We start from the raw sequence: 14,025 nt of genomic DNA, 5'->3' as shown, positions 1-14,025 counted from the left end.
GGTTAGATCATGGAATTCAAACCAATTGTTCCTTTTGAACCGACGATCACAAAGGAGATACCTACGGGGGATAAATGGATTGCTCAGATAAAGTGGGATGGAGTAAGAATTTTATCATATTTTAATGGTCATCATGTCAAACTTTTTAATCGAAAATTAAATGAACGAACAAACCATTACCCAGAATTGATTGACATTCAAACCTATTGTAATGTAAACTCTGTTATTTTGGATGGCGAAGTGATAGCCCTTGGTAATGATGGTAAACCTTCATTTCACGAAATCATGAAACGAGATGGAATACGCCGATTAGACAAAATAAAACGTATGCAAAATATTGTACCGATCACCTATATGATTTTTGACATCCTCTATCTTAATGGGGAATGGATTAATAGCTGGCCATTAAAAAAAAGAATAAAGGCGCTTTCAGCGATCATTAAACCTAATCCAACTATACAATTGGTATCCTCTCATCACGATGGTAAGGAATTATTCAATGTTGTGGTTCAACATCAAATGGAAGGAATAGTGGTCAAGAACCTTAACAGTTCATACATCATCAATGGAAAAGATAGTCGTTGGCAAAAGATAAAAAACTATCAAGATTTAATTGCAGTAGTTGGAGGGGTCACCCTTCGCGAGGGGATTGTAAATGCAATTTTATTAGGATTATATGATCAAGAAGGACAGCTTTGGTATATTGGACATGCTGGTACAGGAAAGTTAACACATACTGATTGGAGAAGCTTTACAAAAAAAGTGAAGGAACATGTGCAAAAAGAACGTCCGTTTATAAATAAACCTGAGCGAATGAATGAGGTAATTTGGATTCGTCCTCAAATCACAGTAAAAGTTAAATTTATGGAATGGACAGAGAATCAAACCCTAAGACAACCAAGTATTCAAGGTTTTGTTGATCATCCAAAAGATGAATGTACTTTCTAAAAGTATGTTATGTAAGAAGGGAATGTTGGCCAGTGAATTCTATCACCATTGATGGGTATCCGGTTCGTATTACAAATCCTGAAAAAATGTTATGGCCAAATTTGGAAATTCGCAAAATTGATTACATTACTAAATTATTAGAACTAGCGCCCTATATATTACCTCATGCTCGAGATCGTTTACTCACAACGATTCGTTTTCCTGATGGCATAGGTGGAAAATCTTTTTACCAAAAGAATATTCCTGTTTATGCACCGAACTGGGTGGATCGTTACGAATGGAGAGGGGTTCAATATATTCTGCTAAATAATCGGGCAACCTTGGCATGGTTAGCCAATCAAGCTGTTTTAGAATTTCATACGGCGTTTAACCTATATCAAACAGAAAATTATCCTACAGCATTAGTATTTGATTTAGACCCATCTGAAGGACAAATCTTTGATGAAGTAGTTGATATTGCATTAAAGGTTCACGAAACTCTTCATTCTTTACAAATAAAAAGCTGGGTAAAAACCTCTGGGGCAACAGGGTTACAAATTTATATCCCAATAGAAAAGAAATATACTTATGAAACGGCAAGAAAACTTAATGAATTTTTTGCACAATACTTTAGCCAAAAATTTCCTGATATTGTGACGATCGAGAGAATAGTTAATAAAAGGGGGAAAAAACTATACTTTGATTATCTGCAAATGTGGCATGGAAAAACCATAACCATGGTATATTCACCAAGAGCCACAATAGAAGCAACTATTTCCATGCCTGTTGAATGGAGAGAATTAGAAAAAGGAATCACTCCCAAGCAATTTCATTTATTAAATGTAATCGAGCGATTAAAGAAAAAGGGAGACCTTTTTTCCCCATTATTATCCGAATCAGCAAAACAAAATTTAGATCCTATCATACAGTTCTTATCAAAAGGAAAAAATGACACTTTCTCTACTGATAAAAAAGGCCTGCAAGGTAGCAGGCAAGAAAGAGGTATAAGGTAGACTAATTTTATTCATACTAAATTTAACAAACATGTTTAAATAGTAAATAAATTATCCTTCATACGAAAATTTCCAATCACTTCATCCTTTGAATCCAGCAAGTCCATTTGATCTTTCAATAGCAAAAACCATGCTGTCATTTCATGAATCTTAACCTGATCTCTTTGATTGACATGTAACGGTGATATTAGACCTTTGGAGATGCCGTTCAGGCTAATCACCTCCTTAGGTGTAATATTATTATTACCTGAAATCTAGCGGATATGAAATCCTATTTCAGGCAGACCCCCATATTTTTGTGATGTCTGTTTTTTCTATCCTTTTTTCACTACTTTAGTCATGTAGCGCGTCTTATGTTCTTAGTACTAGGGTTTCTGTTTGCACAAAGACTTGACAGAAGTCAAGTTTTCTCTAGTATAATAAGGGAAGAAAAGACTTGGACGAATACAAGAAGAAAATTATACTTAATTTACCGTTAAAAAAGGAAGGTCACTTTATGGGAATTGAATTGATCGCATCAGTAAAAGTCACAGCTACTTCAGATTTATATAAAATAGTGGATCTTTTAAACAAAAATTTAAAATATGACGATCTGATGTTTGGATTAGCAAAAGATGAAGATGATCCAAATTTGATGGTTTTTACCATTTACCGTACTTAAAAAATAGAAGAATTAAAAAGAAAAGTTTATAGGGGATAAAATGAAAAAATTTATTATTAGAATTTTAATCTTGCTGATCATATTGTTAGTTATTGTGTTTGCCTATTTTTATCGAATTTGGGCAAAAGAAAAAAAAATTGAAGAACAAATGGTGATGAAGGCAAGGCAAGAGGTTTCTATTTTAGACAAGATAGATGAAATTTCCTATTTTACTGGTGAAAAGCAATATTATGTAATTATGGGAAAAGATCATTTAGGTATTCAACTCATCATTTGGCTAAATGAAAAAGATAAAGTTCATTACCAGTTTTTAACTGATTGGGTAAAAAAAGAGGAGATTGAGAAGAAGGCCTTATCTCTACAACCTAATAGTTCGATTAAACGGATCACACCGGGAATTATGCAGGTAGATCGTTTGATTTATGAGGTACTTTTTAAGGATGACCAAGGAAGATTTGGTTATCAATATTTTGATTTAAAAACAGGGGAACTAATAAAAATGTATCTATTGGGAAAATAATCTCTTTTTAATTTGGCTGTGCAATGTCACAGTCTTTTTTTATTTTTGATGATTTATGGTAGCAATTACTAAAGAACAGATGATATATCATGTGATATACTATTATATGTATTCGATTTACAGATATGGAGGGGCGAAATAAAATGATAAAGAAAAAACCATGGATAGTAACGATCACAATACTTGTATTGTCTCTTGTTGTTTTATTCGGTGGGTGGTTTACCTATCAAACCGTTCAAATAAAAAAACCTATTGAAAATGCATTAGCCTCTATTGAAGGGATTATTCTTTATGATTTAAAAATAGATCGAGATCAAATAAACGTAAGTATATCTATCCAAAAAATTGACAACTTTCAGCTGACCTATCACCAAATACAAGATAAATTACAACCCTATCTTGGTAAACGTCAATTAAATTTGGATTTTAAAAGTAAAGGAATTGAGGACGAAAAGTTGATGAAGGCATGGAGTGAATCTTATTTTTATATTGCACAAGCTATTGATCAACATCAATATAGTTTAATACCCAAAACAATAAATGCCTTAAAGAATGAATACCAATTAGATAAGGCAAATTATTCTATGGATGAAAATCAAATCTACATTGATCTTCATCAAAAAAATTCTTCTTTATATCTCATTTTGCCTCGAACGAATAATCTGGAGGTGAAAAAGATTGGCTAAACATATTTTTTGGGGAATCATTCCCGCTTTATTTATCTTCTTTGCATTTATTGGTTTAAATATAGGGCCCCTTCTCTTCTTAACCTTGATCGGTGGATTAGCATTTTATCTCACAGAGAAAAAAGGTGGTATACCTGGATTACACCAAGAGATAAAGAAAAAAAATCATATTGTTGGCAAAACCATTGTTACTTTTGAAGATATTGGTGGACTCGAAAGAACTAAACAAGAATTAAAAGAGGCGTTAGACTTTTTAATACATTCTGAAGAGATGAAAGAATACGGGATAAGACCATTGAAAGGAATTTTAATGGATGGTCCACCAGGTACAGGTAAGACATTATTGGCAAAAGCTGCTGCAGATTATACGGGATCGGTATTTGTGGCTTCATCTGGTAGTGAGTTTATTGAGATGTATGTAGGAGTTGGAGCACAAAGAGTTCGTGATTTATTTAAAGAAGCAAAAACATTGGCAAAGAAGCAGCAAAAAAATAGTGCGATCATTTTTATTGATGAAATTGATGTAATCGGTGGAAAACGCGACGCAAATAGTCAACGAGAATATGACCAAACCTTGAACCAGCTACTTACCGAAATGGATGGTATCCAAAGTAGAGATCAACCTCAAATCTTAGTTATTGCAGCAACAAACAGAAAGGATATGTTGGATCCTGCTCTATTAAGGCCAGGTCGCTTTGATCGTCATATTTTAGTCGATCTACCTGATAAGAATGCCAGAAAAAAGATTTTGGAAATTCATACTTCAAATAAACCACTAGCGTCAGACGTAGATCTGAATCAAATAGCAATTGAAACGTATCAATTTTCTGGAGCACAGTTAGAGAGTGTTGCAAACGAAGCTGCGATCTATGCGATGAGGGACAAAAGTAAAGAGATCAAGAGTAAGCATTTTTCAAGTGCGATTGATAAAGTCATCATGGGGGAACAAATGGACCGTACTGCTTCGCAACAAGAAAAAAGAAGGGTAGCGATACATGAACTTGGGCATGCAATTGTTGCTGAAAACGTGAAACCTGGTAGTATCTCGCAAGTTGCTTTGAGACCACGTGGACAAGCATTAGGATATGTTCGTCATAATCCCCAAGAGGAACAATACTTGCATACACGTGAATCATTAGAACAACAGATCATGATTGCTTTAGGGGGTTCGGTTGCAGAGGAGATCTTTTATGGTCACCGTAGTACTGGATCTAAAAATGATTTTGAACAAGCACTAAATTTAGTTAATTACTTGATCGATACAGGTTTAACATCCTTAGGAATCGTCAATACTAATTATATTTCGAAGGATAAACTTGAAAAAGAGAGCAATGAGATTTTAAATCTGTTACTACAAAAAACTAGCAATCTGTTACAATCACATAAAGAAGTTATTGTAAAAGCTCTTGAACATCTTGAAAATGAAGAAGTACTTTCAGGAAATGAGTTTAGAGAGATGATTCGTCAGCTATCTAATGAAACAATGATAAGCCAAATCGGATGATTTGGCTTATTTTTTACTTGTGTTATATAATTAAATTAGAAATAACTATAACACATTTTTGCTGGATTATGTTAATATATTATTTGTGTTATGTTTACAATTAAAGGGAGGTATTTTTGCATGACAATTCGTAAAGTGGGTGTTATCGGTGCTGGCGTAATGGGATTAGGTATAGCTCAAATGCTAGCTGAACACGGAATCGATGTTAATTTAATTGATAAGGAAGAGACCCTTTTAGAAAAGGCCAAAGAAAATTTAAATCATTCCCTAAATAAAGCAATCGAAAAATGGGGAATCACAGAAAGTGAAAAGAAAGTGATTTTATCCAAGATAACTTACTCTGTTAAGAAAGAATTACTTAAAGATGTTGAATTAGTAATCGAATCAGTAGATGAGATTTTAGAACTTAAAAAAGCAATTTTTAAAGAGATAGATCAAATCTGTAATCCTAATGCCATTTTTGCTACGAATACATCGACACTAAGTGTAACTGAGTTGGCAAGTGTAACAAGCAGACCTGAGAAGTTCATTGGTCTTAACTTTACATACCCTGTCGTTAAAAGAGAATTAGTCCAAATTGTTCGTGGATTGAAAACTTCAGATGAAACCTTTGCTATCTCTAAAACATTTGTAGAACAAATGAATAAAACAGGTATTCAAGTCTTTGAAGCTCCTGGCTATGTAACTGTTCGTTTAATGATGCCATTGATTACTGAAGCGATAAATATCGTAATGGAAGGTGTTGCTTCAGAAGATGATGTAGACACCGCGATGAAGTTAGGTTTTGATTTTCCTTATGGACCATTAGAGATGGCCGATCGAATGGGACTTGATGCTGTATTGCGTGTGATGGAAGCAATGTACAAAGAGTATGGAGAAGTGAAGTATCGCCCTTCTTCTTTCCTAAAAAAATTAGTACGTGCAGGACATCTTGGTGAAAAAACTGGACAAGGCTTTTTTAAATATGAAAATGGAGAACGTGTAAAGTAAAGGAGAGGTTTTTCAGATGAAAATTTTTGTACTAAATTGTGGTAGTTCCTCATTAAAATACCAATTATTTGACATGCAAGACGAATCCGTTATTGCTTCAGGCAAAGTAGAAAGAATTGGAATGGAGGATGCGATATTAACGCATGAACCTACAGATAAAGAAGAAGTAAAGTTGGTAACTGAAATTCTTGATCATACTACGGCAATTGAAAAAGTGTTTGATTTCTTAGTTGACCCAAAACATGGCGTGATCAAAAATGTTACGGAGATTGAAGCAGTCGGTCATCGGGTTGTTCATGGAGGAGAAGTTTTTTCCGATTCTGTAAAAGTAGATGGACAAGTAAAAGCGGCGATCAAAGGAACTTTTGATTTAGCTCCATTACATAATCCTGCAAACCTTGTGGGAATAGAGGCAGTTGAAACTGTTTTGCCCAATGTACCCAATGTTGCAGTGTTTGATACTGCTTTTCATCAAACGATGCCTCAAAATGCCTTTATGTATGCATTACCTCGAATTCTTTATAAAAAGCATAAAATTAGAAGATACGGTTTTCATGGCACCTCCCATAAATATGTATGTATGAAGGCAGCAGAATTTTTAAATAAACCATTGGAACAACTAAAAATCGTTTCCTGCCATATTGGAAATGGTGCAAGTGTTACAGCTGTAAATAAAGGTCAATCTATAGACACGAGTATGGGAATGACTCCTTTAGAAGGTTTGATGATGGGGACAAGAAGTGGGGACATCGACCCTGCAATTATTCCATTTGTTATGGATAAAGAAGATTTAACTTTAAATGAAGTAAATTCTATGTTGAATAAACATAGTGGACTTCTTGGGGTATCAGGAATTGGTAGTGATATGAGAGATATTGAAGAAAACATGGAAACAAATGAAAATGCAAAGTTAGCTTTTGATATGTACGAATATCGTATTAGAAAGTATATTGGTGCCTATGCTGCAGCTATGGATGGAATTGATGTATTGATCTTTACTGCTGGTGTAGGAGAGAATTCAAATTTGCTTCGAAAGGCAATTACTGACCATTTAAGCTATTTGGGTGTTGAAATTGATGATGAAATAAATAATACTCGTTCTAAGCAGATCAGAAGAATCAGCACACCAGAGTCCAAGGTTGAAGTACTTGTTGTACCTACAAATGAAGAACTTATGATTGCAAGAGACACCCTAAGAATAGTAAAATCAAGTAAATAAAAATATTTTACTATGGGGAGGATGTATCGATGCAATTAGCTAATCGGGTCATGGGTTTAACACCTTCATCAACTTTAGCTATTAACGCAAAGGCAAAAGAATTACGAAGTAAGGGAATGGATGTCGTGGGACTTGGTGCAGGAGAACCAGATTTCAATACACCAGACCACATCATTGATGCAGCTATTCAAGCAATGAAAAATGGTCAAACCAAATATACAGCTGCTTCAGGAATTCCAGAGTTAAAAGAGGCCATTATAGAGAAGTTTGCAAAGGATAATGGTCTACATTATCATTCAAACCAAATCATGGTAGCTTTAGGGGCAAAACATGCTCTTTATAATTTCTTTCAGGTGGTCTGTGACCCTGGAGATGAAGTAATCATTCCAGCACCATATTGGGTTAGTTATCCTGAACAGGTTAAGTTAGCGGAAGCTATTCCAGTTTACCTTGAAGGAAAAGAGGAAAATCAATATAAGATTACACCAGAACAGTTGGAATCGGCGATTACTTCGAAAACAAAAGCCCTGATTATCAACTCACCAAGTAATCCAACAGGTACCATCTATTCTCGCGATGAACTCATTGCAATTGCTGAGATTTGTAAAAGACATGATATCCTCATCGTTTCTGATGAAATTTATGAAAAATTAATCTATGATGGAATTGAACATGTCAGTATTGCTAGTTTAAGTGAAGATGCATTCAAACGTACGCTAGTTATCAATGGGGTATCTAAACCTTATGCAATGACGGGTTGGCGAATTGGATATGCTGCAGGAGATGCAACAATCATCAAAGCAATGACTAATTTGGCCAGTCATAGTACGTCAAATCCTGTTACTTTTGCACAATATGGTGCATTAGAAGCACTGGTAGGACCTCAATCTGAATTAGTTGAGATGAGAAATGTATTTGAAAAACGAAGAAATAAGGTACTGGAATTATTAGAGGAAATACCAAGTATAAAACCAATCAAGCCACTAGGGGCATTTTACATTTTTGTTGATGTAACAAAAAGTATTCAGGAGAAAAAATTCGCAAATGCTGATGACTGGGCAAATGCTTTATTAGAGGAAGCAAAGGTAGCCGTTGTTCCAGGTTCAGGGTTTGGTGCTCCTAATTTCATTCGTTTATCGTATGCAACTTCATTAGAGCAACTAACAGTAGCAGTGAAACGTATCAAAGAATTTGTGATGTCTTAAACATTCAGTCCATATCTATTGGAGGGGAAAGTCATTGTTAGCCACGATAAAGGATATCGCTCAATATGTTGAACAAGAAGTAAAACTTGGTGTATGGCTGTATAACAAACGCTCAAGCGGAAAAATTCAATTTTTACAACTTCGTGACGGAACAGGCTTTATTCAAGGTGTTGTTGTGAAAAACGAAGTTTATGAAGAAGTTTGGGAGTCTGCTACTCAATTAACCCAAGAAAGCTCATTGTATGTAACAGGAACTGTTCGTAAGGATGATCGATCTAACATTGGTTATGAACTCTCCGTAACTGGGATTGAAATCATTCAAATTGCTGAAGAATATCCAATCACTAAAAAAGAGCATGGTACTGATTTTTTAATGGATCATCGTCATTTATGGATTAGAACGCCTAGGCAAAGAGCTATTTTAAAGATTCGAGGCGAAATTATTCGTGCTATTCAAGAGTATTTGGATCAAAATGGTTTTACATTGGTTGATCCACCTATTTTAACTCCGACTTCTGCTGAAGGAACGACTAATTTATTTCACACGAAATATTTTGATGAAGATGCTTATCTTTCACAAAGTGGTCAATTATACATGGAAGCAACAGCGATGGCCTTAGGCAGAGTCTATTCTTTTGGCCCAACCTTTCGTGCAGAAAAATCTAAGACTAGAAGGCATTTAATAGAATTTTGGATGATTGAACCTGAGATGGCCTTTATTGATCATGAAGAAAATCTTAAAATTCAAGAGGAATTCGTTTCACATGTTGTTCAATCCGTATTAAAAAATTGCAAGATAGAATTACAAACACTTGATAGGGATATTTCTAAGCTAGAAAAAGTTATGGCTCCTTTTCCACGGATTACGTATGATGATGCCATTAAATTTTTACAAGAAGAAGGCCATGAAATTCAATGGGGAGATGATTTTGGCGCACCTCATGAAACTGCAATTGCTGAAAAATTTGAGAAGCCTGTCTTTATTACTCATTACCCTACTGAATTAAAAGCATTCTATATGAAACCAGATCCTAATCGCCCTGAAGTTGTTTTATGTGCAGATCTTATTGCCCCAGAAGGCTATGGAGAAATTATTGGCGGTAGCCAAAGAATTGATGATCCAAATTTGCTTGAACAACGATTTAAAGATCATCATCTATCGATCGATTCTTATAAGTGGTATTTAGATATTAGAAAATATGGTTCAGTACCTCATTCAGGATTTGGATTAGGATTAGAGCGCACAGTTGCATGGATTTGCGGTTTGGAGCATGTAAGAGAAACCATTCCCTTCCCGCGTTTGCTCAACCGTTTATATCCATAATATGAAAATAGATAAGAACGTAATACTTTCTTTACATTTAAGAAAAGGTTTGTATATTCCATCGCGCTCCGTCATCCGTGCCCTTCTATAAATAAAGATTAAGGAGAGAAGGGCACTTCTGAAGGTCGCAGCTTATGGAATATACAAACCCCTAAATGACAAGTGGAAGAAAGTTATACTTTCTTTACATTTGAAAAAAGAGCACCTTTGGTGCTCTTTTTTGGTGTATACTAGCTTTGAGGTGTTTACTGTGATATTAAAACATGAATTATTTTTATCTATTTTACAAGAAGGGACAACTCCTATTTTAAACCATTTACTATCAAATTATAAAAAGATAGGTTTATCAGATCAAGAAATGATGTTAATTATACATATTCTATACTTTCAAAGTAAGGGGAAGCTATTTCCCAGTATTTCAGAATTGGAACAAAGAATGGCTTTGAAAACGGAAGAATTAGTACGAATCTTGCAACGGCTTGTAAAACAAGGATATCTTCAAATTGATGAAATGAAAGATGAGACATCTGGAATTCTCTATGAGACGTATAACCTAACACCATTCTATTTAAAAATCATTGACCACTTTGAAAGAGAAATGCAAATGGACAGGATCGAGAAAAAGAAATCAGAAAAAGAATTAAAAGAAAATAATCTCTTTAAGGTTTTTGAACAGGAGTTTGGCAGACCGTTATCACCTATGGAAGTTGAATTGATCTCAGCTTGGTTAGACCAGGATCATTATTCTAACGAAATAATTCTATACGCATTGAAAGAGGCTGTTTTCTCAAATAAGTTAAATTTCCGGTATATTGACAAAATCTTATTCGAATGGCAGAAGAAGAATTTAAAGACCGTAGAACAGATAAAAGAACATACGAAACAGTTTAGGGTCAACCAAGATCAGAGTAGCACAAGGCATACAAAAAAGAATGGAAACGAAAAATTTGAATTTTATAACTGGTTAGAGAATGACTCTTAATCCTTCTTGAATGCCCATGATGAATATGACCTGTTCTGCATTTCCATCATCTGGATCAAAATGAACTAAAATGCCTAATGATTCAATCTCTCGATTCTCCTGTAACAAATTTAGATCTTTTTCCGAGAATTGGATTGTAATTAAATCGGAGAAAGCATTCCAATCGATGTGCAGTAAAACTTCTGTTTTTTCTTGATTGTCTAATCGTTCCCACAAAATAGGAGCATCCAAACTAATCATCTTTGGATGAGCTTCTCCTTGTTTTTGAATAAAATTTGAAAGTTTTTCACTTGAAATATAGAGGGTATTGGATTGAATAAAAAGATATTCTGGTGTAAAAATGGTTTCCATCATCTTCTTCCTTTCATATCATTTCATTGCATAAAAAGGTTATATCACAAGATGTCCTATATTCACAAGTGCACACATATTTTTCTCATTTAAATGAAAGAGAGCCGTTAAAAGGCTCTCTTGATAATAAGATCACTTATTTGCAACTTGGTTTTGAAGAACGTAATCCCCTTTAACTTCTACACCTTTTAATGTATCAGATACTGGGCATCTTTCTTCAACCATTTGCATCAACTTCTTAATTCGTTCTTCAGGAGAATCAGAGACGATTTCAATTTGATAACGAATTTGACTAAATCCTTTACGTACTTCTTTGTTAAAACCCAAGAAACCTTCAGGATCAAGATCACCAGTCACATGTACCTTGCATTCCTTAACGTCTACATGCGCAGCTTTACTAAATGCGCCAACAGTAATAGCCAAACATCCTCCTAATGCTGATAATAATAGTTCCACTGGATTCATTGCTTTGTCGGTACCACCAAGCTGTTCTGGTTCGTCCATGTGGACAGCAAACCCTCTAGAAATTGCTTCTACAAATAAACCTTCTTTCAAAGAAACAGTTGATTGAAACTCGGTCTTTGCCATTCATCTATACCTCCCAAATAAATGTGAAATTGATCACAATAACTATTTTAGCAAATTTAGTATATGAACTTAAAATTTAAATAAACAAATGTCATGATAAGTTCAAAAAAAAATTGAAGATTTATTGAATTTTATTTGAACATGTTGTAATTTAGATTTATCCTTTTACAAATATCAAAAAAGTCTATACAAATTATTAGAATATAGTTTAAAATTAAAATTGACTAAAAAAATACATAATGAAGAAGGGGGCCAATTTATGAAAAAATTTGCTTTTTTACTTGCCATTACTATGCTATTATCTATTGCTTTGGTTGGATGTGGTGACCAAGGTGGTAGCAATCAATTAATTATTGCCACTGGTGGAACCTCGGGTACTTATTATCCTTTAGGTGGTGGAATCGCACAGATCATTAAGGATAACACAGATATGGATGCTACTGCCCAAACAACAGGGGCTTCTGCTGAAAACATGCGTTTAATTGCAAGTGAAGAAGTTGACCTTGCTTTTACCCAGACAGATATTGCTGATTATGCTGTAAAAGGTACAGAGATGTTTGATAAACCAGTTGAAAATCTACAAGCAATTGCCTCATTATATAATGAAACGGTACAAATCGTATTACCAGCTGACAGCGATATCAAATCTGTTGCTGATTTAAAAGGTAGAAGAGTATCTGTTGGTGATGCTGGAAGTGGGGTTGAAGCTAACGCTAAACAAATTTTAGAAATCTATGGTTTGACATTTGATGATTTGCAAGCTGAACGTCTTTCTTTTGGTGATTCTTCACAGAAAATCCAGGATGGCCAATTAGATGCAGCATTTATAACAGCTGGTGCTCCAACTTCTGCAGTATCTGAACTATCAGCGACTAAAGGAGTAAAAATCTTAAATTTAAATGATGACAAAATTCAAGGGTTAATTGCTAAATACCCATACTACACAGAAGAAGTGATTCCTGCTGGAACCTATTCTGGCCAAAATGAAGATGTTAAAACTGTTGCTGTTAAAGCGATGTTAGTTGCACGTTCTGGTTTGTCTGAAGACCAAGTTTATAATATTACAAAAGCTTTATTTGAAAATTTAGGTGGATTAGTAGCCATCAACAAAAAAGCAGAGCAAATCAGTTTAGAAACTGCGACTCAAGGGATTAGTCTACCACTACATCCAGGAGCTGCAAAGTACTTCGAGGAAAAAGGCATTAAATGATGCCATTCTTACATTCTAAACCGAGGTGGCACCTGTTACCTCGGTTTTTCTTTCATCCTCCATTCATGATTCTAATCATTTTACTAATTATCATTCTAATTTTAATCAATATACCGTTTTTTCCAATGTTAGTTCTTACAGATGGTCAAACTGATCAAGTTCTTGAACGTTTTTCTTTGCAAAATAACAACAAGTTTTCGATTCTATATATTCATTCAATACACCGAACGCCTGTTCAAGAGTTTTATCATGTTGATAAACAATTAAATATTGTCCTTGATAAAGTCATTTTTGAAAGCTATGGGGTTGGAATCCCATCTGAAATAGAAAATGGAGAGAAATTTAAGATAGAGAATGGTAAATTTATTCTCGACTCCATTCATCGTGTATTTCCATATTTTGATCAAAGGGTTGGGCAAGTGATCGCCAACCACAAATTATTGATCCAAAATAAAGAACTCCCACTTTCAAAGTTAACAGTGCCAGGTCATTGGATCCGATTTGAAGCAACGAAAAGCAACTTAGTACAGTGGATAAAAGGGAGGGATAGGAATGAGTCATGACATTCAACATTTATCACAAGAAGAAGTTCATCAACTATTAACAAAGTATGATCGTGAATCAGCTTTTTATCAGTATAAGGGATTAATGAAGTGGATCGTTACCATTTTAGCTATTAGTTTCTCAATCTTCCAAGTTTATGCATCTTTAACAGGAAACTTACCTTCACAGCTTTTAATTACAATCCATCTAGCATTTGGGTTAAGTTTAATTTATATTTTATTTCCAACAAAGAAATATATAAAACTTGATTTCCCCATATTAAATATTTTTGTAAAAATATT

Annotated in this window: 15 protein-coding genes and 1 pseudogene; 14 read left to right on the top strand and 2 right to left on the bottom strand. The window is 34.4% G+C overall.

Features of this window, described 5'->3' with window-relative positions; all coding sequences use genetic code 11:
* Positions 1–9 precede the first annotated feature (9 nt).
* The 11 genes from TEPIDINF_RS04895 to TEPIDINF_RS04845 all read left to right on the top strand — a co-directional run bounded on the left by TEPIDINF_RS04895 (position 10) and on the right by TEPIDINF_RS04845 (position 11,031).
* Positions 10–948 carry an ATP-dependent DNA ligase gene (locus TEPIDINF_RS04895; protein ID WP_421691458.1) on the top strand — a complete coding sequence of 313 codons (939 nt, stop codon included), beginning with the start codon at positions 10–12 and terminating at the stop codon, positions 946–948.
* 32 nt (positions 949–980) lie between these two features.
* Positions 981–1,940: a non-homologous end-joining DNA ligase gene (ligD, locus tag TEPIDINF_RS04890; protein ID WP_068724326.1), complete on the top strand. Its 960-nt coding sequence runs from the start codon at positions 981–983 to the stop codon at positions 1,938–1,940.
* Between the two features lie 496 nt (positions 1,941–2,436).
* A complete protein-coding gene (locus tag TEPIDINF_RS04885; protein WP_068724324.1) occupies positions 2,437–2,601 on the top strand; it encodes a YpmA family protein in 165 nt (54 codons plus the stop codon).
* Positions 2,602–2,641: 40 nt separating this feature from the next.
* Positions 2,642–3,121 carry a cell wall elongation regulator TseB-like domain-containing protein gene (locus tag TEPIDINF_RS04880; RefSeq protein WP_421691457.1) on the top strand — a complete coding sequence of 160 codons (480 nt, stop codon included), beginning with the start codon at positions 2,642–2,644 and terminating at the stop codon, positions 3,119–3,121.
* Positions 3,122–3,264: 143 nt separating this feature from the next.
* Positions 3,265–3,807, top strand: coding sequence for a hypothetical protein (locus tag TEPIDINF_RS04875; RefSeq protein WP_421691456.1), 543 nt, complete (start codon positions 3,265–3,267; stop codon positions 3,805–3,807).
* Complete coding sequence (locus tag TEPIDINF_RS04870; protein WP_068724316.1) at positions 3,800–5,311, top strand: AAA family ATPase; 1,512 nt, start codon at positions 3,800–3,802, stop codon at positions 5,309–5,311. The genes TEPIDINF_RS04875 and TEPIDINF_RS04870 overlap by 8 nt, the downstream gene beginning before the upstream one ends.
* 120 nt (positions 5,312–5,431) lie before the next feature.
* Positions 5,432–6,301: a 3-hydroxyacyl-CoA dehydrogenase family protein gene (locus tag TEPIDINF_RS04865; RefSeq protein WP_068724314.1), complete on the top strand. Its 870-nt coding sequence runs from the start codon at positions 5,432–5,434 to the stop codon at positions 6,299–6,301.
* 16 nt (positions 6,302–6,317) lie between these two features.
* A complete protein-coding gene (locus TEPIDINF_RS04860) occupies positions 6,318–7,520 on the top strand; it encodes an acetate/propionate family kinase (protein WP_068724311.1) in 1,203 nt (400 codons plus the stop codon).
* Between the two features lie 29 nt (positions 7,521–7,549).
* Positions 7,550–8,725, top strand: coding sequence for a pyridoxal phosphate-dependent aminotransferase (locus tag TEPIDINF_RS04855; protein ID WP_068724309.1), 1,176 nt, complete (start codon positions 7,550–7,552; stop codon positions 8,723–8,725).
* Between the two features lie 34 nt (positions 8,726–8,759).
* Positions 8,760–10,049, top strand: a complete 1,290-nt coding sequence (gene asnS, locus TEPIDINF_RS04850; protein ID WP_068724307.1) for an asparagine--tRNA ligase — start codon at positions 8,760–8,762, stop codon at positions 10,047–10,049.
* A gap of 250 nt (positions 10,050–10,299) precedes the next feature.
* The gene (locus TEPIDINF_RS04845) at positions 10,300–11,031 is read left to right on the top strand and encodes a DnaD domain-containing protein (protein WP_068724305.1); all 732 of its coding nucleotides are present in this window, start codon (positions 10,300–10,302) and stop codon (positions 11,029–11,031) included.
* Here TEPIDINF_RS04845 and TEPIDINF_RS04840 read toward each other — a convergent pair.
* Complete coding sequence (locus tag TEPIDINF_RS04840) at positions 11,014–11,385, bottom strand: hypothetical protein (RefSeq protein WP_421691455.1); 372 nt, start codon at positions 11,383–11,385, stop codon at positions 11,014–11,016. The two genes, TEPIDINF_RS04845 and TEPIDINF_RS04840, sit on opposite strands and share 18 nt — an antisense overlap.
* Positions 11,386–11,514: 129 nt before the next feature.
* Complete coding sequence (locus TEPIDINF_RS04835; protein WP_069798021.1) at positions 11,515–11,970, bottom strand: OsmC family protein; 456 nt, start codon at positions 11,968–11,970, stop codon at positions 11,515–11,517.
* Between the two features lie 259 nt (positions 11,971–12,229).
* Between TEPIDINF_RS04835 and TEPIDINF_RS04830 the strand changes: the two genes are divergently transcribed.
* The 3 genes and pseudogenes from TEPIDINF_RS04830 to TEPIDINF_RS04820 form a co-directional block, all read left to right on the top strand.
* Complete coding sequence (locus TEPIDINF_RS04830) at positions 12,230–13,180, top strand: TAXI family TRAP transporter solute-binding subunit (protein WP_068724299.1); 951 nt, start codon at positions 12,230–12,232, stop codon at positions 13,178–13,180.
* Positions 13,177–13,743 carry a DUF1850 domain-containing protein gene (locus TEPIDINF_RS04825; RefSeq protein ID WP_069798019.1) on the top strand — a complete coding sequence of 189 codons (567 nt, stop codon included), beginning with the start codon at positions 13,177–13,179 and terminating at the stop codon, positions 13,741–13,743. Before TEPIDINF_RS04830 ends, TEPIDINF_RS04825 begins: the two co-directional genes overlap by 4 nt.
* Positions 13,733–14,025: pseudogene (locus tag TEPIDINF_RS04820) on the top strand (hypothetical protein); the annotation flags it as partial. The gene TEPIDINF_RS04825 and the pseudogene TEPIDINF_RS04820, both read left to right, overlap by 11 nt.

It is taken from the genome of Tepidibacillus infernus (assembly GCF_048898065.1).
GTDB classification, from domain to species: domain Bacteria; phylum Bacillota; class Bacilli; order Tepidibacillales; family Tepidibacillaceae; genus Tepidibacillus_B; species Tepidibacillus_B infernus.
Note: the sequence above shows the minus strand (reverse complement) of the source record. Positions and strands in the feature narration are given on the sequence as shown.

Excerpts from the sequence above, each read along its gene's own strand:
- TEPIDINF_RS04895 (WP_421691458.1), top strand. The coding sequence starts at position 10 with ATGGAATTCAAACCAATTGTTCCTTTTGAACCGACGATCACAAAGGAG.
- TEPIDINF_RS04885 (WP_068724324.1), top strand. The coding sequence starts at position 2,437 with ATGGGAATTGAATTGATCGCATCAGTAAAAGTCACAGCTACTTCAGAT.
- TEPIDINF_RS04880 (WP_421691457.1), top strand. The coding sequence starts at position 2,642 with ATGAAAAAATTTATTATTAGAATTTTAATCTTGCTGATCATATTGTTA.
- TEPIDINF_RS04875 (WP_421691456.1), top strand. The coding sequence starts at position 3,265 with ATGATAAAGAAAAAACCATGGATAGTAACGATCACAATACTTGTATTG.
- TEPIDINF_RS04865 (WP_068724314.1), top strand. The coding sequence starts at position 5,432 with ATGACAATTCGTAAAGTGGGTGTTATCGGTGCTGGCGTAATGGGATTA.
- TEPIDINF_RS04860 (WP_068724311.1), top strand. The coding sequence starts at position 6,318 with ATGAAAATTTTTGTACTAAATTGTGGTAGTTCCTCATTAAAATACCAA.
- TEPIDINF_RS04855 (WP_068724309.1), top strand. The coding sequence starts at position 7,550 with ATGCAATTAGCTAATCGGGTCATGGGTTTAACACCTTCATCAACTTTA.
- TEPIDINF_RS04840 (WP_421691455.1), bottom strand. The coding sequence starts at position 11,385 with ATGATGGAAACCATTTTTACACCAGAATATCTTTTTATTCAATCCAAT.
- TEPIDINF_RS04835 (WP_069798021.1), bottom strand. The coding sequence starts at position 11,970 with ATGGCAAAGACCGAGTTTCAATCAACTGTTTCTTTGAAAGAAGGTTTA.
- TEPIDINF_RS04830 (WP_068724299.1), top strand. The coding sequence starts at position 12,230 with ATGAAAAAATTTGCTTTTTTACTTGCCATTACTATGCTATTATCTATT.
- TEPIDINF_RS04825 (WP_069798019.1), top strand. The coding sequence starts at position 13,177 with ATGATGCCATTCTTACATTCTAAACCGAGGTGGCACCTGTTACCTCGG.